At 65.7% G+C, this 18,233-nt stretch carries 18 protein-coding genes; 8 read left to right on the top strand and 10 right to left on the bottom strand.

Features of this window, described 5'->3' with window-relative positions; all coding sequences use genetic code 11:
• Window positions 1-9: 9 nt before the first annotated feature.
• The 4 genes from OEL49_RS04585 to acs form a co-directional block, all read right to left on the bottom strand.
• Window positions 10-2,052: a sodium:solute symporter family protein gene (locus OEL49_RS04585; protein WP_014237076.1), complete on the bottom strand. Its 2,043-nt coding sequence runs from the start codon at window positions 2,050-2,052 to the stop codon at window positions 10-12.
• Window positions 2,053-2,065: 13 nt separating this feature from the next.
• Window positions 2,066-2,779, bottom strand: coding sequence for a 3'-5' exonuclease (locus OEL49_RS04580; protein ID WP_014237075.1), 714 nt, complete (start codon window positions 2,777-2,779; stop codon window positions 2,066-2,068).
• Window positions 2,776-4,686 carry a DUF294 nucleotidyltransferase-like domain-containing protein gene (locus tag OEL49_RS04575; RefSeq protein WP_014237074.1) on the bottom strand — a complete coding sequence of 637 codons (1,911 nt, stop codon included), beginning with the start codon at window positions 4,684-4,686 and terminating at the stop codon, window positions 2,776-2,778. The genes OEL49_RS04580 and OEL49_RS04575 overlap by 4 nt, the downstream gene beginning before the upstream one ends.
• Window positions 4,687-4,897: 211 nt before the next feature.
• The gene (acs, locus tag OEL49_RS04570; protein ID WP_014237073.1) at window positions 4,898-6,874 is read right to left on the bottom strand and encodes an acetate--CoA ligase; all 1,977 of its coding nucleotides are present in this window, start codon (window positions 6,872-6,874) and stop codon (window positions 4,898-4,900) included.
• A gap of 302 nt (window positions 6,875-7,176) precedes the next feature.
• Here acs and OEL49_RS04565 point away from each other — a divergent pair, with 302 nt between their 5' ends.
• From OEL49_RS04565 to OEL49_RS04530, 8 genes are all read left to right on the top strand, one after another.
• Window positions 7,177-7,701 carry a TIGR00645 family protein gene (locus OEL49_RS04565; protein ID WP_014237072.1) on the top strand — a complete coding sequence of 175 codons (525 nt, stop codon included), beginning with the start codon at window positions 7,177-7,179 and terminating at the stop codon, window positions 7,699-7,701.
• A gap of 11 nt (window positions 7,702-7,712) precedes the next feature.
• Window positions 7,713-9,245, top strand: coding sequence for a fumarate hydratase (locus OEL49_RS04560; RefSeq protein ID WP_014237071.1), 1,533 nt, complete (start codon window positions 7,713-7,715; stop codon window positions 9,243-9,245).
• A gap of 27 nt (window positions 9,246-9,272) precedes the next feature.
• Complete coding sequence (locus tag OEL49_RS04555) at window positions 9,273-10,040, top strand: hypothetical protein (RefSeq protein WP_014237070.1); 768 nt, start codon at window positions 9,273-9,275, stop codon at window positions 10,038-10,040.
• A 26-nt stretch (window positions 10,041-10,066) separates the two neighbouring features.
• A complete protein-coding gene (locus tag OEL49_RS04550) occupies window positions 10,067-10,411 on the top strand; it encodes a RidA family protein (protein ID WP_014237069.1) in 345 nt (114 codons plus the stop codon).
• Between the two features lie 11 nt (window positions 10,412-10,422).
• Complete coding sequence (gene murI, locus OEL49_RS04545) at window positions 10,423-11,208, top strand: glutamate racemase (RefSeq protein ID WP_014237068.1); 786 nt, start codon at window positions 10,423-10,425, stop codon at window positions 11,206-11,208.
• Window positions 11,209-11,285: 77 nt separating this feature from the next.
• Window positions 11,286-11,759, top strand: a complete 474-nt coding sequence (locus OEL49_RS04540) for a peroxiredoxin (protein WP_014237067.1) — start codon at window positions 11,286-11,288, stop codon at window positions 11,757-11,759.
• Window positions 11,760-11,781: 22 nt separating this feature from the next.
• Complete coding sequence (locus OEL49_RS04535) at window positions 11,782-13,224, top strand: PhoH family protein (RefSeq protein ID WP_014237066.1); 1,443 nt, start codon at window positions 11,782-11,784, stop codon at window positions 13,222-13,224.
• Window positions 13,225-13,291: 67 nt separating this feature from the next.
• Complete coding sequence (locus OEL49_RS04530; protein ID WP_152089502.1) at window positions 13,292-14,503, top strand: transglutaminase-like domain-containing protein; 1,212 nt, start codon at window positions 13,292-13,294, stop codon at window positions 14,501-14,503.
• A gap of 181 nt (window positions 14,504-14,684) precedes the next feature.
• Here the strand turns inward: OEL49_RS04530 and OEL49_RS04525 are convergent, their stop codons facing one another.
• From OEL49_RS04525 to rpsF, 6 genes are all read right to left on the bottom strand, one after another.
• On the bottom strand, window positions 14,685-15,176 hold the full coding sequence (locus tag OEL49_RS04525) for a flavodoxin family protein (protein WP_287874084.1): 492 nt from the start codon (window positions 15,174-15,176) through the stop codon (window positions 14,685-14,687).
• Between the two features lie 19 nt (window positions 15,177-15,195).
• On the bottom strand, window positions 15,196-16,629 hold the full coding sequence (gene dnaB / locus OEL49_RS04520) for a replicative DNA helicase (protein ID WP_043799125.1): 1,434 nt from the start codon (window positions 16,627-16,629) through the stop codon (window positions 15,196-15,198).
• Window positions 16,630-16,770: 141 nt separating this feature from the next.
• The gene (rplI, locus tag OEL49_RS04515; protein ID WP_014237062.1) at window positions 16,771-17,220 is read right to left on the bottom strand and encodes a 50S ribosomal protein L9; all 450 of its coding nucleotides are present in this window, start codon (window positions 17,218-17,220) and stop codon (window positions 16,771-16,773) included.
• A gap of 15 nt (window positions 17,221-17,235) precedes the next feature.
• Window positions 17,236-17,454: a 30S ribosomal protein S18 gene (gene rpsR, locus OEL49_RS04510; protein WP_232058886.1), complete on the bottom strand. Its 219-nt coding sequence runs from the start codon at window positions 17,452-17,454 to the stop codon at window positions 17,236-17,238.
• 25 nt (window positions 17,455-17,479) lie between these two features.
• Window positions 17,480-17,836: a primosomal replication protein N gene (gene priB, locus OEL49_RS04505; RefSeq protein ID WP_232058863.1), complete on the bottom strand. Its 357-nt coding sequence runs from the start codon at window positions 17,834-17,836 to the stop codon at window positions 17,480-17,482.
• Between the two features lie 7 nt (window positions 17,837-17,843).
• Entirely contained in the window at window positions 17,844-18,227 is a 384-nt protein-coding gene (rpsF, locus tag OEL49_RS04500) for a 30S ribosomal protein S6 (RefSeq protein WP_014237059.1), read from the bottom strand.
• Window positions 18,228-18,233 lie beyond the last annotated feature (6 nt).

The raw sequence follows: 18,233 nt of genomic DNA, 5'->3' as shown, positions 1-18,233 counted from the left end.
CCCGGGGCCTTAGCGCAGTTGCGGATAGTGCACCTGCTCGACGAAGTCCTGCACCTCCCGGGAGGGCGGCTTGGTCAGCAGACTGACGACGACGATGGTGAGGAAGCCCGCCGGCACGCCCCAGACGCCGGCCGAGGTGGACTGGATGCCGAACCAGGGCTCCATGCCGATGCCGCGCAGGCCGAGCCAGGGCACGGAATCGAACTGCACCCGCACCATGTAATAGACGGTGATGAGCAGGCCCACCACCATGCCGGAGACGGCGCCGGCCCGGTTGGCCCGCTTCCAGAAGATGCCGATGACCAGGGCCGGGAAAAAAGCGGCGGCGGCGATGGAAAAGGCCCAGGCCACCATGTAGAGGATGGTGGCGGGCCGCTGGGCCGCCACCGTGGCCGCCAGCACCGCCGTCACCAGCAGCAGGGACTTGGAAATGACCAGGCGCCACTGGGTCGAGGCCCGGGGCTGGATGATCTTGTAATAGACGTCGTGGGAGAGGGAACCGGCGATGGTCAGCAGCAGGCCGTCGGCCGTGGACAGGGCCGCCGCCAGGCCGCCGGCCGCCACCAGGCCGGAGATGACGTAGGGCAGGCCGGCGATTTCCGGCGTCGCCAGGACGATCACGTCCGGGTTGAGGGACAGTTCCGCCAGTTGCAGCAGGCCGTCGTGGTTGATGTCCTCGATGGCCACCAGCCCCACCTTGCCCCAGGCCGCCACCCAGGACGGCAGGTGGGCGATGGGGGTGTTGATCAGGGTCGAATAGACCTCGTACTTGGCGAACACGGCGTAGGCCGGGGCGGTGAAGTACAGCAGCAGGATGAAGAAGAGGGACCAGGTCACCGACTCCCGCGCCTCCTTCACCGTGGGCGTGGTGTAGTAGCGCATCAGGACGTGGGGCAAGGCGGCGGTGCCCACCATGAGGCAGAACATGAGGGTGAGGAAGTTGAGCCGGGCGGCCGAGGATTCGGCCTCACTGCGCCCGGGGAAGGCCTCGGCGTGGCGGATGGGCATGGCGCCCCGGTCGGCGGCGGCGTGCATGGCCGCGTCCCAGCGCTCCCGCGCCTCCTCCGCGTTGGCCGGCAGGTCCCGCCGCAGCCGCTCCAGGGCCACCACCTCGCGCATGGGGGCGTTCTCTTCCTTGAGGGCGTTGATGCGCATGGTCAGGCGCTGCCGCTCTTCCGCCAGGGAAACGGGCAGGCGCATGATCTTTTCGTAGTAGGCGTCGGCCCGCTCCCGGTACAGGCCCCGCACCTCCTGCTCGGCCGGGGTCTCGAACAGCTTTTCCTCCAGCTTGCCCACTTCCTGCAGCACTTCCCCGTACACCAGCTGGGGCACCGGCACGCTGGTGATCTGGAAGGACAGCAGGGCCACCGGCGTCACGTAGGCGATGATGAGGATCACGTACTGGGCCACCTGGGTCCAGGTCACGGCCCGCATGCCACCGAGGAAGGAGCACACCAGGATGCCGGCGAGGCCGACGAAGACGCCGATCTCGAACTGCAGGCTGACGAAGCGGCTGGTGATCAGCCCGACGCCATAGATCTGGGCCACCACGTAGACGAAGGAGGCGATGATGGCCGCCGCCACGCCCACCAGGCGGGGCGCATTGCCGCCGTAGCGCACGGCGAGGAAGTCGGGGATGGTGTATTGCCCGAACTTGCGCAGGTAGGGCGCCAGGAACAGGGCCACCAGCACGTAGCCGCCGGTCCAGCCCATGATGTAGGCCAGGCCCTGGTAGCCCGTCAGGTAGAGGGTGCCGGCCATGCCGATGAAGGAGGCGGCGGACATCCAGTCGGCCCCGGTGGCCATGCCGTTGAACAGGGCCGGTACCCGCCGCCCCGCCACGTAATACTCGGAGACATCGGCGGTACGGCTCATGACGCCGATGGTGGCGTAGATGAGGATGGTGAACAGGAGGAAGGCGTAGCCGATCCAGCGGGGCGGCAGCCCCAGGTGCTCGAGGAAGGCGAGGACCGCGACGAAGGCCAGGAAGCCGACCGTATAAAGCAGGTAGTAGCGCTTCAGCTGCTGACGGAACCCCTTGGCGGTCGGCATGGCGCCTGCCTCCTCAGTTGCTGCGCCGCAGCCAGCGGCGGACCCGCTCGATTTCCATCATCCGCTCCGGGCATTCGGCGCCCCGCTCCGCCGCCCGGGCCATGGCCACCTGCAGCAGCTTGGCGGTGGCGTAGCAGTCGGAGACGGCGTTGTGGCGCTGGATGTTCTCGATGCCGAAGAGGTTGAGCCAGGCATCCAGGGCCACATTGGTGTCGATGCGGTCCTGGAACAGCTCGGGCATGATCCAGGCCAGGTCCAGCCATTGCTGCTCGAACTCGATGCCCAGGTACTTCTCCATGGCCCGGGCGATCATGGAGTGATCGAACATGGCGTGGTAGGCCACCAGGGGGCATTTGCCGATGTATTCGAGGAACAGCAGCAGGGCATCCGCCGGCTCCATGCCCTCCCGCTGGGCCGAACCGCCGATGCCGTGCAGCAGGATGTTGGCGGTGTCGCTCACCACCTCCTGCTTGAGGATCACCTCGAAGGCGTCCTGAGTGTCGATGAGGCCATTGACCACGGCCACGGCACCGATGGAAATGAGCCGGTCCTTGACCATGTTGAGGCCGGAGGACTCCACGTCCACCACCACGTAGCGGGTCTGGAAATGGGAGTGGTTGAGGTCCGGGTCCGGCAGCTGCTGCCAGCGTTCCAGGCGCTCCCGCTGCTCGGGCGAGAGCACCACCTCCGGCTTCTTGCTGCGGAAGAAACGGGCCAGCCAGCTCATACCTGGTAGTCCATCTTGATGCGGCTCTGCAGCTTGCGTACCTGGCGGAAGGATTCCTTGAGGATGCGCCGGTCCAGCTCATTGAGCTTGTCCGGATGGATGCGGTTGTCACCGGCCTGGCCCGCCTCCGTCTCCAGGTGCTGATGCCGCAGGCGCAGCAGCTGGATGAAGTTGAAGGAGTCGATGATGGCGGCCATTTCCTCGCCGCTGATGCCCAGACGCTTGGCGCTGTGGCGCAGGCGCTGCACCGTGTTGCTGTTGTGGATGCCGGCGGCCAGGGCGTAGATGCGGGCGATATCCACGAACAGGCGGGCGCCGTACTTCTTCAGGTCGATGGTGCCCGGATGCTCCGGGTCCAGATCGGTGACGAAGTCCCGGATCTTGCCCAGGGGCGGCTCCACGTGCAGGGCGTTGTGGGCCATCATCTTGAGGAAGCCCGGGTTGCTGGTGGTCAGGCTCAGCATCCACTTGCGCAGCCGCTCCCCCAGGCTGGGGTTGCCGTAGAGGGTGCGGAAATCGAAGAAAATGGTGGCGTTGAGCAGGGCCGCCGGATGGGGATGGCGCACCCAGTTGGTGAACTTTTCCTCCCACTCCTCCAGGGTCAGGCACAGGTCCGGGTTGCCGGCCATGATGTTGCCGGAGCAGAGGGGGAAGCCGCACTTGTCCAGGTCGTCGTTCACGTCCCGGGCGAAGTCCAGCAGCCGCATCTTCAGCTGCTCCTTGTCCATGAAGTCCGGGCACAGGTAGATGATGCCGTTGTCCTGATCGGTACTGAAGGTCTGCTCCTCCCGGCCTTCCGAGCCGAAGGAGAGCCAGGCCCAGTCCACGCCGTAGAGGTCGTGCTTGTCCAGGTTCAGTTCCAGCACCCGGCGGGTGATGGTGTCGTTGAGGGCGGAGATGAACTGGGTCACCTGCTCCGCGCCGACGCCCTGGGCCAGCATGTTGAGGGCCAGCTGGCGTACGTCCTGGCTGGTCTGCAGCAGGGTTTCCAGGTCCGGCGCCGTCTCCACCGACTGGCGGATCTGGCGCAGGCCGACCCGCTGCAGGGTGAACAGGTCCCGCTCGGAAATGACGCCCTTGAGCCGCCCTTCCCCATCCACCACCAGCACGTGGCGGATGCCGTGCATGGCCATGGCCAGGGCCGCATCGTAGGCATAGACCGTGTCCTGCAGGGTATGGGGGTCCTTCGACATGACCTTGCTGATGGGCTCCTCCAGGGCCACGCCGGCCAGCACCACCCGGTGCAGCACGTCGCTCTGGGTGAAGATGCCCACCGGCTTGCCTTCCGCATCGGTGACGATCATGGAGCCCAGGCGCTGCTGGCCCATGGCCTCCAGCACCTGGCGCAGGGGCGTTTCCGGCTGCACCGAGACGGGTTCCCGCTTGGCCAGCAGGGACAGGGGCGTGTTGAGGGACTGCTGCTCCGCCGCCCGCTGGGCGAACTGGACCTGCAGCTGCTGCCGGGACTGGTTGAGCAGGCTGGCGATGTACTGGGTGCAGAACAGGTTGAACACCGAGCTCATGCGCATCAGCTCAAAGAAATCGTCGGCCGCCAGCTGGTAGCAGAAGACATCCTCGATGGCGGTATAGCCGTTGGTGGAGGCCCGCTGGGCGGTGACGGCGCCGATGGGGAAGCATTCCCCCGGGCCCAGGGTCATGGCGTTGTATTCGGTGACATTGACCTCGCCGGCCTGGCGCGCCACCACCTTGCCCCGCTGGATGATGTAGAAGGTGCGGGCCGCCCCCATGTCCGGAGTCAGGATGGCCGCATCCTTGTGGTAATAGGCGAGCTTGAGGCGCTCGGCGAGGAAACGCAGGGCATCCCCCTCCATGCGGTCGAAGGGCGAATGGCGCCGCAGGAACTCCATGGTGGCGGACACCAGCATCTGGGTTGCGTTTGTGGACATTTTTTATTCTCTCCCTGCGCAACGTAGCAAATGAAGAGGCCGGCGCGAACAATATCGCGCCGGCCCGAAAGCGGTCTTTATAGTCTGCCGCTTGGTACAGAGTGTCGATGGCCGGTGGATCATGCCGGCTTCACGACTGGGTGGTCTCCTCCACGCCCCTCTGTATTTCAGTTGTTTTACCGCCGGGTCGCCCCGGCGGCTGGTTGCAGGCTCAGGCGCCGGCTTGTTTCAGTTGCTCCAGGATGGCCGGGTTCTCCAGGGTGGAAACGTCCTGGGTGACTTCCTCGCCCTTGGCCAGGGAACGCAGCAGACGACGCATGATCTTGCCGGAGCGGGTCTTGGGCAGGTTCTCACCGAAGCGGATGTCCTTGGGCTTGGCGATGGGGCCGATTTCCTTGCCCACCCAGTCCTGCAGCTCCTTGATGACGCGCTTGGCATCCTCGCCGGAGGGACGGGAGCCCTTCAGCACCACGAAGGCGCAGATGGCTTCGCCGGTCAGGTCGTCGGGACGGCCCACCACGGCAGCCTCGGCCACCAGGGGGTTGGCCACCAGGGCGGATTCGATTTCCATGGTGCCCATGCGGTGACCGGAGACGTTCAGGACGTCGTCGATACGGCCGGTGATGGTGAAGTTGCCGGTCTTGGCGTTACGCACGGCACCGTCGCCGGCCAGGTACAGGCGGCCGCCCAGGTCTTCAGGGTAGTAGGACTTCTTGAAACGCTCCGGATCGCCCCAGATGGTGCGGATCATGGAGGGCCAGGGCTTTTTCACCACCAGGAAGCCGCCCTTGCCCCACTCCAGCTCGTGGCCGGTCTCATCGACGATGGCGGCCTGGATGCCGGGGAACGGCAGGGTGCAGGAACCGGGCACCAGGGGGGTGACGCCGGGCAGCGGGGTGATCATGTGGCCGCCGGTTTCGGTCTGCCAGAAGGTATCAACGATGGGGCAGCGGCCGCCGCCGATCTCGTTGTAGTACCACATCCAGGCTTCGGGGTTGATGGGCTCGCCGACGGAACCCAGCAGGCGCAGGGAAGTCAGGTCGTACTTCTTCGGCAGGTCGGCGCCGGCCTTGATCAGGGAGCGGATGGCGGTGGGCGCGGTGTAGAAGATGGAGACCTTGTGGTCCTGGATCATCTTCCAGAAGCGGCCGGCGTCCGGGAAGGTGGGCACGCCTTCGAAGACGATCTCGGTGGCGCCGCAGGCCAGGGGGCCGTAGGTGATGTAGGTGTGGCCGGTGACCCAACCGATGTCGGCGGTGCACCAGAAGACATCGTCAGGCTTGATGTCGAAGGTCCACTTCATGGTCAGGGCGGCGTGCAGCAGGTAGCCGCCGGAAGAGTGCTGGACGCCCTTGGGCTTGCCGGTGGAACCGGAGGTGTAGAGCAGGAACAGGGGATGCTCGGCCTCGACCCACTCGGGTTCGCAGATGTCGGACTGGCCGGCTTCGGCATCGGTCCACCACACGTCGCGGCCGGCCACCATGTTGCAGGCGCCGCCGGTGCGCTTGGCCACGATCACGGTCTTCACGGGGGAGTTGGCGCCGACCAGGGTCAGGGCTTCATCGACGGCGGGCTTCAGGGGGATGTTCTTGCCGCCACGGGTCTGCTCGTCGGCGGTGATGACGGCCACGGCGCCGGCATCCAGGATGCGCTCTTCCAGGGACTTGGCGGAGAAGCCGCCGAAGACCACGGAGTGGATGGCGCCGATACGGGCGCAGGCCTGCATGGCGACGATGCCCTCGATGGACATGGGCAGGTAGATGATGACGCGGTCGCCCTTCTTGATGCCCTTGGCCTTCAGCGCATTGGCGAACTTGGCGACGCGGGACAGCAGTTCCTTGTAGGTGACCTTGGAGACGGCACCGCCGTCGGCTTCGAAGATGATGGCGACCTTGTCGCCCAGGCCGGCTTCGACGTTCTTGTCCAGGCAGTTGTAGGAAACGTTCAGCTTGCCGTCGGCGAACCACTTGTAGAAGGGAGCGTTGGATTCATCCAGCACGCTGGTGAAAGGCTGCTTCCAGACCACGTGTTCCTTGGCCAGACGGCCCCAGTAACCGGTGTAGTCGGTTTCCGCTTCCTTGCACAGGGCCTCGTAAGCGGCCATGCCGGAAATCGTCGCCCGCTTCACCACTTCTTCGGAAGGGGGGAAAACACGGTTTTCAACGAGAACGGATTCGATCTGGGACATACTCATCTCCTCTGCATTGTCTGCAATAGCAAAAATTGCTGCGTCGAGAGCTAAACGCCCTCCCTTTCGGGGGCGTGAGTCGCATTTTGTTTCTGGATTTTGCGACCCGCTGGTTTTCCGTGACCTGGAGCAAATCAACTGCCCGCAAAGCCCCGTGAATGGCCGCGATTAAACCCCCCCTTTCTTACAGTGCCCTTACACCTCCTCGCTGCGCCGCAGCATAAAAGAGCACCAAAATCAGCCACCTAGGCATGCTAAAATCCGCGCTCCCAACGGTTCCAACAACCTTGCAACGCACAAAGATGAATTCCAAATTCCAAAACAATATGGAGCGCCTGATCTTCTCCAGCCGCTGGCTGCAGGCCCCCCTCTACCTCGGACTCATCGTCGCCCAGGGCATCTACGTGGTTCAGTTCATGATGGAACTGTCCCACCTGGTGGCCGACATCGCCCACCTGGACGAAGCCAAGACCATGCTCATCGTCCTCGGCCTGATCGACGTGGTGATGATCGCCAACCTGCTCATCATGGTCATCATCGGCGGCTACGAGACTTTCGTCTCCAAGCTGGACATCGAGGGTCACCCGGACCAGCCGGAATGGCTGTCCCACGTCAATGCCGGCGTCCTCAAGGTAAAGCTGGCCACGGCCCTCATCGGCATTTCCTCCATTCACCTGCTGAAGAGCTTCATCAATGCCGCCCAGCTGGACGACCGGGTCCTCGGCTGGCAGGTGGGCATCCACGCTGTATTCGTCGTTTCCGCGTTCATGATGGCCGTTACGGACAAAGTCATGAATCAGACCCTCAACCTCCAATCCAAGCACTGAGGAAACCCAGCATGAGTTCCATTCGCCAGGAAGACCTGATCCAGTCCATCGCGGACGCTTTCCAGTACATCAGCTACTACCACCCCCTGGACTACATCAAGGCCCTGGGCGAAGCCTACGAGCGTGAGGAATCCCCCGCCGCCAAGGACGCCATTGCCCAGATCCTGACCAACTCCCGCATGGCCGCCGAAGGCCACCGCCCCATCTGCCAGGACACCGGTATCGGCATGGTCTTCCTCAAGGTCGGCATGAACGTCCGCTGGGACGACGCCACCATGAGCCTGCAGGAAATGGTCAATGAAGGCGTGCGCCGCGCCTACGCCAACCCGGACAACCCCCTGCGCGCCTCCGTGCTGGCCGACCCGGCCGGCGCCCGCAAGAACACCAAGGACAACACCCCGGCCGTGGTGCACTTCGAGATCGTTCCCGGCGACCACGTGGAAGTGATCTGCGCCGCCAAGGGCGGCGGCTCCGAAGCCAAGTCCAAGTTCGCCATGCTCAACCCCTCCGACGACCTGGTGGACTGGGTCCTCAAGAAGATCCCCGAGATGGGCGCCGGCTGGTGTCCTCCCGGCATCATCGGCATCGGCATCGGCGGCACTCCCGAAAAGGCCATGCTGCTGGCCAAGGAATCCATCATGGCCCCGGTGGACATCCATGATCTGCAGGACAAGGCCAAGAGCGGCGCCAAGCTGACCCGGGCCGAAGAACTGCGCCTGGAGCTGTACGAGAAGGTAAACGCCCTGGGCGTCGGCGCCCAGGGCCTGGGCGGCCTCACCACCGTGCTCGACGTCAAGGTGCTGGACTACCCCTGCCACGCCGCCAACCTGCCCGTGGCCCTGGTGCCCAACTGCGCCGCCACCCGCCACTGCCACTTCCACCTGGATGGTTCCGGCCCCGCCAAGATCGAGCCGCCCAAGCTGGAAGACTGGCCTGCCGTGACCTGGACCCCGGACCTGAAGGCCGCCACCCAGGTCAATCTGGATACCCTGACCAAGGAAGAAGTGGCCTCCTGGAAGCCGGGCCAGAAGCTGCTGCTCAACGGCAAGATGCTGACCGGCCGCGATGCCGCCCACAAGCGCATCGCCGACATGCTGGCCAAGGGCGAGAAGCTGCCGGTGGACTTCACCAACCGGGTCATCTACTACGTGGGCCCCGTGGACCCGGTGCGCGACGAAGTGGTCGGCCCCGCCGGCCCCACCACCGCCACCCGCATGGACAAGTTCACCCGCATGATGCTCGAGAAGACCGGCCTCATCTCCATGATCGGCAAGTCCGAGCGCGGCCCCGTTGCCATCGAGGCCATCAAGGACAACAAGTCCGCCTACCTGATGGCCGTGGGCGGTGCCGCCTACCTGGTGGCCAAGGCCATCAAGAGCGCCAAGGTGGTGGGCTTTGCCGACCTGGGCATGGAAGCCATCTACGAGTTCGAGGTGCAGAACATGCCCGTCACCGTGGCCGTGGATTCCTCCGGCACCAGCGTGCATGAGACCGGCCCCAAGGAATGGCAGGTCAAGATCGGCAAGATCCCGGTCAAAGCCTAAGCTCTCCGCTCAAGACCACCGACCGCCATGTGGCGTCGTCTACGCATCGCCGTACTGCTGCTGGTACTGGCGTCGGTGGCCTTTTCCGCCTGGCATGCCAAGGCCAACGCCACGGCATGGAAAGGCACTCTGCGCGTCGCCGTCTATCCCCTGGCGGCCGACGACAGTGCCGCCACCCGGCGCTATCTCCAGCGCCTCGGTGAGGACAGTTTCCAGCCCATCAGCGATTACCTGAACAGCGAAGCGGCGCGCCACGGCGTCACCACCCTGCGTCCGGTGGACATCACCCTGGGCGGGGAAATCCGCCAGCTGCCGCCGCCCCGCCCCCAGGGCGGCAGCGTGCTCGACAGCATCCTGTGGAGCCTGCAGCTGCGCTACTGGGCCTGGAAACAATCGCCGCCCACCAGCCCCAAGCCCCAGGTGCGCCTCTACCTGCTCTATCACGATCCGGCCCTGAACCCCCGGGTGCCCCATTCCAGCGGCCTGGAGAAGGGCATGCTGGGCGTCGTGCATCTCTTCGCCGACCCGCGCCAGACGGCGCAGAACCACGTCGTCGCCGCCCACGAGCTGCTGCATACCCTGGGCGCCAGCGACAAGTACGACATGGCCACCGGCCTGCCCCTGCACCCCGACGGCTATGCCGCGCCGTTCCAGGAGCCGCGCTATCCCCAGAGCGAAGCCGAACTGATGGCCGGCCGCCTCCCCCTCGGCCCCGACCGGGCCCGCATTCCCGACTCCCTGGACGAAACCCTGGTCGGCCCTGCCAGCGCCCGGGAAATCGGCTGGCGCCGATAGCCCTCCCCTTTTTGCGGAAACATCCCATGCCCATCGAACGCTTCGGCACCACGCCCCGCTACTCCGACGTGGTGATCCACAACGACACCATCTACCTGGTGGAAGTGGCCCAGACCCTGGAGGCCGATGCCGCCACCCAGACCCGGGAAATCCTGGCCAGCATCGAGCAGTTGCTGGCCAGGGCCGGCAGCGACAAGAGCCGCCTGCTGCAGGTCACCATCTATCTGGCCGACATGGCCGACTACGATGCCATGAACGAGGTCTGGGATGCCTGGCTGCCCGCCGGCAGTGCCCCTTCCCGGGCCTGCGTCCAGGCCCGCCTGGCCAAGCCCGGTTATAAAGTGGAACTGGTGGTGGTCGCGGCGCGGTAAAATCCCCCGCCATGATCGGCATCTTCGACAGCGGTATCGGCGGCCTCTCGGTCCTGGCCGCCATCGCCCGCAGCCTGCCCACGGCAGACCTCACCTACCTGGCGGATACCGCCCACGTGCCCTACGGGCCGCGCAGCGACGCCTTCATCCAGGGCCGGGTGCTGGCCATCGGCCACCATCTGGCGGAACAGGACTGCGGCCTCATCGTCGTCGCCTGCAACACCGCCACCGCCGCTGCCGTGCAGATGCTGCGCGCCGCCCTGCCCCACATCCCGGTGGTCGGCGTCGAGCCCGGGGTCAAGCCGGCGGCCAAGGCCAGCCGCAGCCGCCGCATCGCCGTCCTCGCCACCGAATCCACCGCCCGCAGCGAACGCCTGGCCCGCCTCATCCGGGACCATGCCGACGGCGTGGACGTGCTGGTGGAGCCCTGCCCCGGCTGGGCCACCCGGGTCGAGAGCCGGGACCTGCAGACCCCCGAATTCGTCGCCGAAGTCCGCCTCAAGATGCAGCGGCTGCTGGATGCCGGCGCCGATCAGCTGGTCCTGGGCTGTACCCACTATTCCTTCCTCACCCCCCTGCTGGCGCCCCTGGTGGCTGGCCGCGCCCAGCTGGTGGACGTGGCCGAGGCGGTGGCCCGCCAGGCCCAGCGCCTGGCCGGCGCTTCGGCCCAGGGCCAGGGCCGGCTGCTGTTGCAGGCCACGGCCCGGCCGGAACAGCTGCACGCCAGTCTGGCCGGACTGGGCCTGGGCTGGCTGGCCGAACGCTGCCGCGGCGAGGAACTGCTGGCCCGGGTCTGAGCTCCGTCGGCCCCTGGCGGCCTTGACCCGCTCCCGGGTTTGCTCCAACAATGGACAAAAAACCACGGAGCTCCAATATGGCCGATACCCCCCTCTCCCCCGACAGCAGCGTTCCCGACTTCTCCCTGCCGGCCACCGGCACCAGCCCCTTCACCCTCTCCGCCCACGCCGGCAAGACCGTCGTCCTCTACTTCTACCCCAAGGACAGCACCCCCGGCTGTACCACCGAAGCCCAGCAGTTCCGCGACCTGCACCCGCAATTCGTCGCCGCCGGCGCCCTGGTCCTCGGGGTGTCCCGGGATTCCCTCAAGTCCCACGAAAACTTCCGTACCAAGCAGAACCTGCCCTTCGACCTGATCTCCGATCCGGACGAAACCCTGTGTTCCCTGTTCGGTGTCATGAAATTGAAAAACATGTATGGGAAACAGGTAAGGGGCATCGAGCGCAGCACCTTCGTCATCGACGGCAAAGGCAAGCTGCGCAAGGAATGGCGCGGGGTGAAGGTGCCCGGCCACGCCCAGGAAGTACTCGATTTCGTCACATCCCTCTGACCCTCGACCGACAGGACGCCCCATGGCCCGCAAACCCGCCGCGAGCAGCAAAACGGTAGCTTCCTCTTCCTCCACCGCCTCTTCCCGCTGCAAGATTTTCGTCCTCGACACCAACGTGCTGATGCACGATCCCACCAGCCTTTTCCGCTTCGAAGAACACGATGTGTTTCTGCCCATGATGGTGTTGGAGGAGCTGGACAACAACAAGAAGGGCATGTCGGAAATCTCCCGCAATGCCCGCCAGGCCAGCCGTACCCTGGACGACATCCTGGCCCACGCCGGCGACGAGATCGAGGGCGGCATTTCCCTGGAAACCCCGTCCAGCAAGCTGGCCACCGGCCACCTGTTCCTGCAGACCGAGGCCATCAGTTCCGAACTGCCCCAGGCCCTGCCCACCTCCAAGTACGACAACCAGATCCTGGCCGTCGTCTTCCACTTGCAGCGCCGCTACCCCAAGCGTTCGGTGATCCTGGTGTCGAAAGACATCAACATGCGCATCAAGGCCCGCACCCTGGGCCTGGCCGCCGAGGACTATTTCAACGACAAGGTCCTGGAAGACACTGACCTGCTGTACACCGGCGTGCGGGAACTGCCGGCGGACTTCTGGGACAAGCACGGCCAGGGCATGGAGTCGGGCAAGCGGGAAGGCCGCACCTACTACCGCATCAAGGGACCCCTCTGCTCCCACCTGCTGGTCAACGAATTCGTCTACCAGGAAGGTCCCCAGCCCCTCTACGCCCTGGTGCGCAACGTTTCAGGCAAGAGCGCCGAGCTGGAAACCCTGATCGACTTCACCCACCCCAAGAACAACGTCTGGGGCATCACCGCCCGCAACCGGGAACAGAATTTCGCCCTCAACCTGCTGATGGACCCGGAGGTGGATTTCATCACCCTGCTGGGCCAGGCCGGCACCGGCAAGACCCTGCTGACCCTGGCCGCGGGCCTGACCCAGGTGCTGGAGACCAAGCAGTACTCGGAGATCATCATGACCCGGGTGACGGTGCCGGTAGGCGAGGACATCGGCTTTCTGCCCGGCACCGAAGAGGAGAAGATGGCCCCCTGGATGGGCGCCCTGGAGGACAACCTGGACGTGCTCAACAAGACCGACGACGAGGCCGGCGACTGGGGCCGGGCCGCCACCCGGGACCTGATCCGCAGCCGCATCAAGGTCAAGTCCCTCAACTTCATGCGGGGCCGCACCTTCATCAACAAGTACCTGATCATCGACGAGGCCCAGAACCTGACGCCGAAGCAGATGAAGACCCTCATCACCCGGGCCGGCCCGGGCACCAAGGTGGTCTGTCTGGGCAACATCGCCCAGATCGACACGCCCTACCTGACCGAGGGTTCCTCCGGTCTCACCTACGTGGTGGACCGCTTCAAGGGCTGGACCCACTCCGGCCACATCACCCTGCAACGGGGCGAGCGTTCCCGCTTGGCTGACCACGCGGCCGAAGTGCTATAATTTTTCCACGTTTTCATCCCCCTAAAGCCGCACCTGGTGCGGCTTTAGTTTTTCCGGAGGACTGAGCATGAAGCGCCGTGCCTTTCTCGCGCTTGCCGGCGGCCTTGCCGTCGCTCCCGGTAGCGTCCTCGCTGCCAAGAAAACCAATACCAATACAAGTTCCAAGCCCGCCGCCAAGGCGACGGCCAAGAAGCCGGCCGGCAAGGCCGGCGCCAAGGCGGCTCCGGCCAAAAGCAACGCCAGGGGCAATACCGCCAACCTGCGTCCCTCCGCCCCCAACCAGCCGCCCGCCGGCCACGTCACCGGCATGCGCCCGGCCCCCCTGCCCCGTCCGCGCCAGCAGTCCTGGCGCCATTACGACCTGGTGGTCAAGGTCGCCGCGCCGGACAGCGGCCAGCCCCTGCGGGCCTGGATTCCCGTACCTTCGGAAAACGACTGGCAGCGGGTGGAAGACCTGGACTGGCAGGGCAACTACGGCAAGGCCGGCCTGCGCCGGGACGGGGACAGCGGCCTGCTGACCTTCTTCGCCGAATGGCCCGCCGGCACCCGGGCTCCGACCCTGGAACTGAAGCTGCGCCTGGGCACCCGCCAGCGCCTGTTCGACATCACCCGCCGCGGCGCCACGCCGGAGACGGAGGAAGTGCTCAACCAGAACCTGCAGAGCCTGGGCCCCTGGCCCCAGGACGTGCTGGCCGAGCTGGCCGAACGCATCACCGGCCGCATCCGGGAACCCATGCCCCAGGCCCTGGCCATCTACGACTGGGTGGTGGATCACGGCATCAGCTGCAGCGGCGCCCCCGAGTCCATCCAGGCCGCCCTCTGCGCCCGCAACGACGGCGGCGCCGGCCTGGCCGGCATCTTCGTCGCCCTGTGCCGGGCCTGCGGCATTCCCGCCCGCCGGGTCAGCGGCCAGCGCCTCGGCCCTTCCCGCCAGTCCCCCAGCCTGGGCGCCAGCGGCGACGTTTCCACCGCCCAGCACTGGCGCGCCGAATTCCACGCCCCCTTCTACGGCTGGGTGCCGGTGGACCCGGCCGATGCGGCCCTGGCCCAGCGCCAGGACGGGGACAGCGGCGCCCTGCGCAAGCGTCTCTTCGGCTTCTGGGAAATGAACTGGGCCGCCTACAGCAGTGCCGACGGGGTGCATCTGCCCCAGGGCCCCGGCGAATCCCTGCCGGTGGTGGACCGGCCCCTGCTGGCCCAGGTGGAGCGGGACGGCAGCGTGCGCCTGCTGGGCCGCCAGGGCAGCATCAGCCTGGAAGCCCGTCCCAGCGAGGGCTAGTCCCGGTAGACGCTTCCCTCCCACCAGGGGAAGCCATGGAAGGCAATAAAGACGCCATTCTCCAGGCACATGCGGCGGAGAATGGCGTCTTTCTTTTATTTACGGGCACATAGCCGGAACAACGCCGCCCCCATTGCCCCCCGGGAAGGCAGCGGAGCGGCCCGCCGTCCCGGTGCGGCCTTCAGTAGATGCCGAGGGCCAGGCCTGCCGCCAGGGCGGCGCCCACTTCGGCGCAGCGGTCCAGATCGTCCGCCGCCAGAATCTTGGGAGCCAGGATGGCCTCCGGCGTCTGGGCCCGGGTGCACACGATGAGGGGCTCGGCCACCGCCTTGAGGCGCCAGCCGGTGGCGATGCGCATCACCTGCCGGGCCGCCCCCTGGCCGTCGCTGCCGGCGCACACCAGGACGGCGTAGGGACGGCCGTTGAGACGATCCAGGACGGGGTAGTAGCTGCGGTCGAAGAAATCCTTGAGTCGGCCGGCCATGGCCCCCAGGTATTCCGGCGTGACGAAGAGATAGGCATCGGCCGCCAGCAGGTCCGCCGGGCCGACGCTGTCGGCATGGCGCAGGCGCACCGTCACCAGCGGCTCGTCGCCGGCGCCCCGGGCGGCGGCCTCGGCCATGGCGGCGGCGCCGCCGGTCTGGGAGTGGAAGACGACGAGCAGGGTCTTCACGCCGAGAGTCCCGCCAGGATCAGTACTCGGGACCCCGGCTGCCCTGGAAGGCGCAGTTCTCGAAGCGGGTGTATTCGCCGAGGAAGGTAAGGTGCACCGTGCCGGTGGGGCCGTTACGCTGCTTGCCGATGATGACTTCGGCCTGGCCCGGATACTGGCTCTTTTCCTTGTTGTAGTAGTCGTCCCGGTACATCATCATGATCACGTCCGCATCCTGTTCGATGGCGCCGGATTCGCGCAAGTCGGACATCATGGGGCGCTTGTCGGTCCGCTCTTCCACCTTCCGCGACAGCTGGGAGAGGGCGATCACCGGCACCGACAGTTCCTTGGCCAGGGACTTCAGGGCCCGGGAGATTTCCGACACTTCCGTGGCCCGGTTCTCGCCGCCGCCGGCCTTGGCGGAGACCATCAGCTGCAGGTAGTCGATCACGATCAGGCCCAGCTTGCCGCCGTACTGGCGCGCCAGGCGCCGGGCCCGGGCCCGCAGGTCCAAGGGGTTGAGGCCGCCGGTCTCGTCGATGTAGAGGGGCTTCTCGTGCATCTTGCCGAGGGCCATGGAGAGGCGGGACCACTCCTCGTCGTTGAGGCGGCCGGTACGCAGGCGGTGGGAATCGAGGCGCCCGAGGGACGCCACCATCCGCATGGCCAGCTGGGCGCCGCCCATTTCCATGGAGAACACGCCCACCGGCAGGCCCTGCTCCACCGCCACGTATTCGGCGATGTTGAGGGCGAAGGCGGTCTTGCCCATGGAGGGGCGGCCGGCGACGATGATGAGGTCGCCGGGCTGCAGACCGGAGGTCTTGGAATCCAGGTCGATGAAGCCGGTGGGCACGCCGGTGACGTCGGAGGGATTGTCCCGGTCGTGCAGTTCCTCGATCTTCTGCACCACCTCGTTGAGCAGGGGGTTGATGTGCACGAAACCCTGCTGGGAATGGGCGCCCTTTTCCGCGATTTCGAAAACCCGGGTCTCGGCTTCGTCGAGCAGGGTCTTGGCATCCCGCCCCAGGGGGTTGAGGGCGCTGGAGGCGATCTCGTCGCCGGCCGTCACCAGCTGGCGCAGGATGGCCCGCTCCCGCACGATTTCGGCGTAGCGGCGGATGTTGGAGGCCGACGGCGTATTGGCCGCCAGTTCGCCCAGATAGGCCAGGCCGCCGGTATGTTCGGTCTCGCCGGCCGCATCCAGGGCCTCGGACACCGTCACCACGTCCGCCGGCTTGCCCAGGGAGAGCAGGCGCTGGATCTGGCGGAAAATGCGCCGGTGTTCGTCCCGGTAGAAGTCGCCCTCGGCGACCATGTCACCCACCTTGTCCCAGGCCTGGTTGTCCAGCAGCAGGCCGCCCAGCAGGGACTGTTCGGCCTCCAGGGAATTGGGCGGCACCCGCAACTGGGCCAGGGCCGGATCGATGGGGGAATCGGAAGGGTCGGAGCGGGAGAAACGACGGGGCTTGTTCATGGCGAGGTCAATGTCGAGGAAGGGCAATTCTACTCTGCCGCCGCCCATTGGGGCCCGTTGCAGCGACGGCAGAAAAGAAAAAGGCCTTACAGGATCAACCTGCAAGGCCTTTGCGCAAGACGCCCCGCAGGGCGCTTGGGCTTAGTGCTCGCCGAGGACGGAGACGGTGATCTGGGCGATCACGTCGGTGTGCAGGGCGATATCGATGGGGTAGTCACCGATGGCCTTCAGGTGGCCGTTGGGCATGCGGATGGCAGCCTTCTCGACCTTCTGACCCTGGGCTTCCAGGGCTTCGGCGATGTCGAAGTTGGACACGGAACCGAACAGACGGCCGTCCATACCGGCCTTGCGGCTGATCTGGACCATCAGGCCGTTCAGCTGACCGGCTTGGGCTTCGGCGGCGGCCAGCTTGTCGGCCTGGGCCTTTTCCAGCTCGGCGCGCTTGACTTCGAACTCAGCCAGGGCGGCGGGGGTGGCACGCTTGGCCTTGCGCTGGGGGATCAGGTAGTTACGGGCGTAGCCGTCCTTGACCTTGACCACGTCGCCCAGGTTACCCAGGTTAACAACCTTTTCCAGAAGAATGATTTGCATGTTTCTCTCTCCCGATTAAACGTGGTTGTCGGTGTAGGGCAGCAGGGCCAGGTAGCGGGCGCGCTTGACGGCGACGCCCAGCTGGCGCTGGTAGTGGGCCTTGGTGCCGGTCAGGCGGGCCGGCATGATCTTGGCGTTTTCAGCGATGAAGTCCTTCAGCAGGTCCACGTCCTTGTAGTCGATCTCGACGATCTTCTCGGCAGTGAAGCGGCAGAACTTGCGGCGCTTGAACATGCCGCCACCGCGGCGCTTTTTCTTGTCATCGTCCTTCTTCTTGAAAAACGGTCGAGCCATTTTCATTTCCTTCCAAAAATTCGATTCGTTCTACGTGCAACATGGGCTGCCGGCTGTTCTTGCTCTTCAGGGCGAGAAACCCTTCGAGTCTTACCGCCTTGCCGGGCCCGGCATCCTGCAGCCATTTGGCTGTGGTTCCCAGGGCAACGACGTTGACTTCACATTCGACCTTGCGGGGGTGGCCGGCTTCGATCATTTCTGATTCGTGGCGCAGGCGCCCTTCGCTCACCGGCACGCCGGCGGGGGTGTAACGCAAGGGTTTGTGTTCGATCAGCGTCCCGGTGATGACAACGCGGTTTTCAGTCAGCTTCGCAGCAGCCAACGATTAATTAGGCAGCCGGGGCCGCTTCGGCGGCAGCGGCTTCAGCCTTGCCTTCGAGCAGGGACTTGGACTTCTCTTCCTTCATCATGGGGGAAGGAGTGGTCACGGCAGCCTTGGTCTTGACGGTGAGGTGACGCAGCACGGCGTCGTTGAACTTGAAGGAGTGCTCCAGTTCGTTCAGGGTCTCGCCGTCGCACTCGATGTTCATCAGCACGTAGTGGGCCTTGTGAACCTTCTGGATCGGGTAGGCCAGCTGACGACGGCCCCAATCTTCCAGACGGTGGATCACGCCGCTGCGGGTGGTCACGATCGAACGGTAACGTTCGACCATGGCCGGAACCTGCTCGCTCTGGTCCGGATGGACGATAAATACGATTTCGTAATGGCGCATGTATTC

The organism is Azospira sp., from assembly GCF_030247495.1.
GTDB classification, from domain to species: Bacteria; Pseudomonadota; Gammaproteobacteria; order Burkholderiales; family Rhodocyclaceae; genus Azospira; species Azospira oryzae.
The sequence above is the reverse complement of the archived record's forward strand: the minus strand, read 5'-3'. Positions and strand labels throughout refer to the sequence as shown.

What these genes read in the sequence shown, in the direction of transcription:
- OEL49_RS04585 (WP_014237076.1), bottom strand. Translation starts at nt 2,052, where the DNA reads ATGCCGACCGCCAAGGGGTTCCGTCAGCAGCTGAAGCGCTACTACCTG.
- OEL49_RS04580 (WP_014237075.1), bottom strand. Translation starts at nt 2,779, where the DNA reads ATGAGCTGGCTGGCCCGTTTCTTCCGCAGCAAGAAGCCGGAGGTGGTG.
- OEL49_RS04575 (WP_014237074.1), bottom strand. Translation starts at nt 4,686, where the DNA reads ATGTCCACAAACGCAACCCAGATGCTGGTGTCCGCCACCATGGAGTTC.
- acs (WP_014237073.1), bottom strand. Translation starts at nt 6,874, where the DNA reads ATGTCCCAGATCGAATCCGTTCTCGTTGAAAACCGTGTTTTCCCCCCT.
- OEL49_RS04565 (WP_014237072.1), top strand. Translation starts at nt 7,177, where the DNA reads ATGAATTCCAAATTCCAAAACAATATGGAGCGCCTGATCTTCTCCAGC.
- OEL49_RS04560 (WP_014237071.1), top strand. Translation starts at nt 7,713, where the DNA reads ATGAGTTCCATTCGCCAGGAAGACCTGATCCAGTCCATCGCGGACGCT.
- OEL49_RS04555 (WP_014237070.1), top strand. Translation starts at nt 9,273, where the DNA reads ATGTGGCGTCGTCTACGCATCGCCGTACTGCTGCTGGTACTGGCGTCG.
- OEL49_RS04550 (WP_014237069.1), top strand. Translation starts at nt 10,067, where the DNA reads ATGCCCATCGAACGCTTCGGCACCACGCCCCGCTACTCCGACGTGGTG.
- murI (WP_014237068.1), top strand. Translation starts at nt 10,423, where the DNA reads ATGATCGGCATCTTCGACAGCGGTATCGGCGGCCTCTCGGTCCTGGCC.
- OEL49_RS04540 (WP_014237067.1), top strand. Translation starts at nt 11,286, where the DNA reads ATGGCCGATACCCCCCTCTCCCCCGACAGCAGCGTTCCCGACTTCTCC.
- OEL49_RS04535 (WP_014237066.1), top strand. Translation starts at nt 11,782, where the DNA reads ATGGCCCGCAAACCCGCCGCGAGCAGCAAAACGGTAGCTTCCTCTTCC.
- OEL49_RS04530 (WP_152089502.1), top strand. Translation starts at nt 13,292, where the DNA reads ATGAAGCGCCGTGCCTTTCTCGCGCTTGCCGGCGGCCTTGCCGTCGCT.
- dnaB (WP_043799125.1), bottom strand. Translation starts at nt 16,629, where the DNA reads ATGAACAAGCCCCGTCGTTTCTCCCGCTCCGACCCTTCCGATTCCCCC.
- rplI (WP_014237062.1), bottom strand. Translation starts at nt 17,220, where the DNA reads ATGCAAATCATTCTTCTGGAAAAGGTTGTTAACCTGGGTAACCTGGGC.
- rpsR (WP_232058886.1), bottom strand. Translation starts at nt 17,454, where the DNA reads ATGTTCAAGCGCCGCAAGTTCTGCCGCTTCACTGCCGAGAAGATCGTC.
- rpsF (WP_014237059.1), bottom strand. Translation starts at nt 18,227, where the DNA reads ATGCGCCATTACGAAATCGTATTTATCGTCCATCCGGACCAGAGCGAG.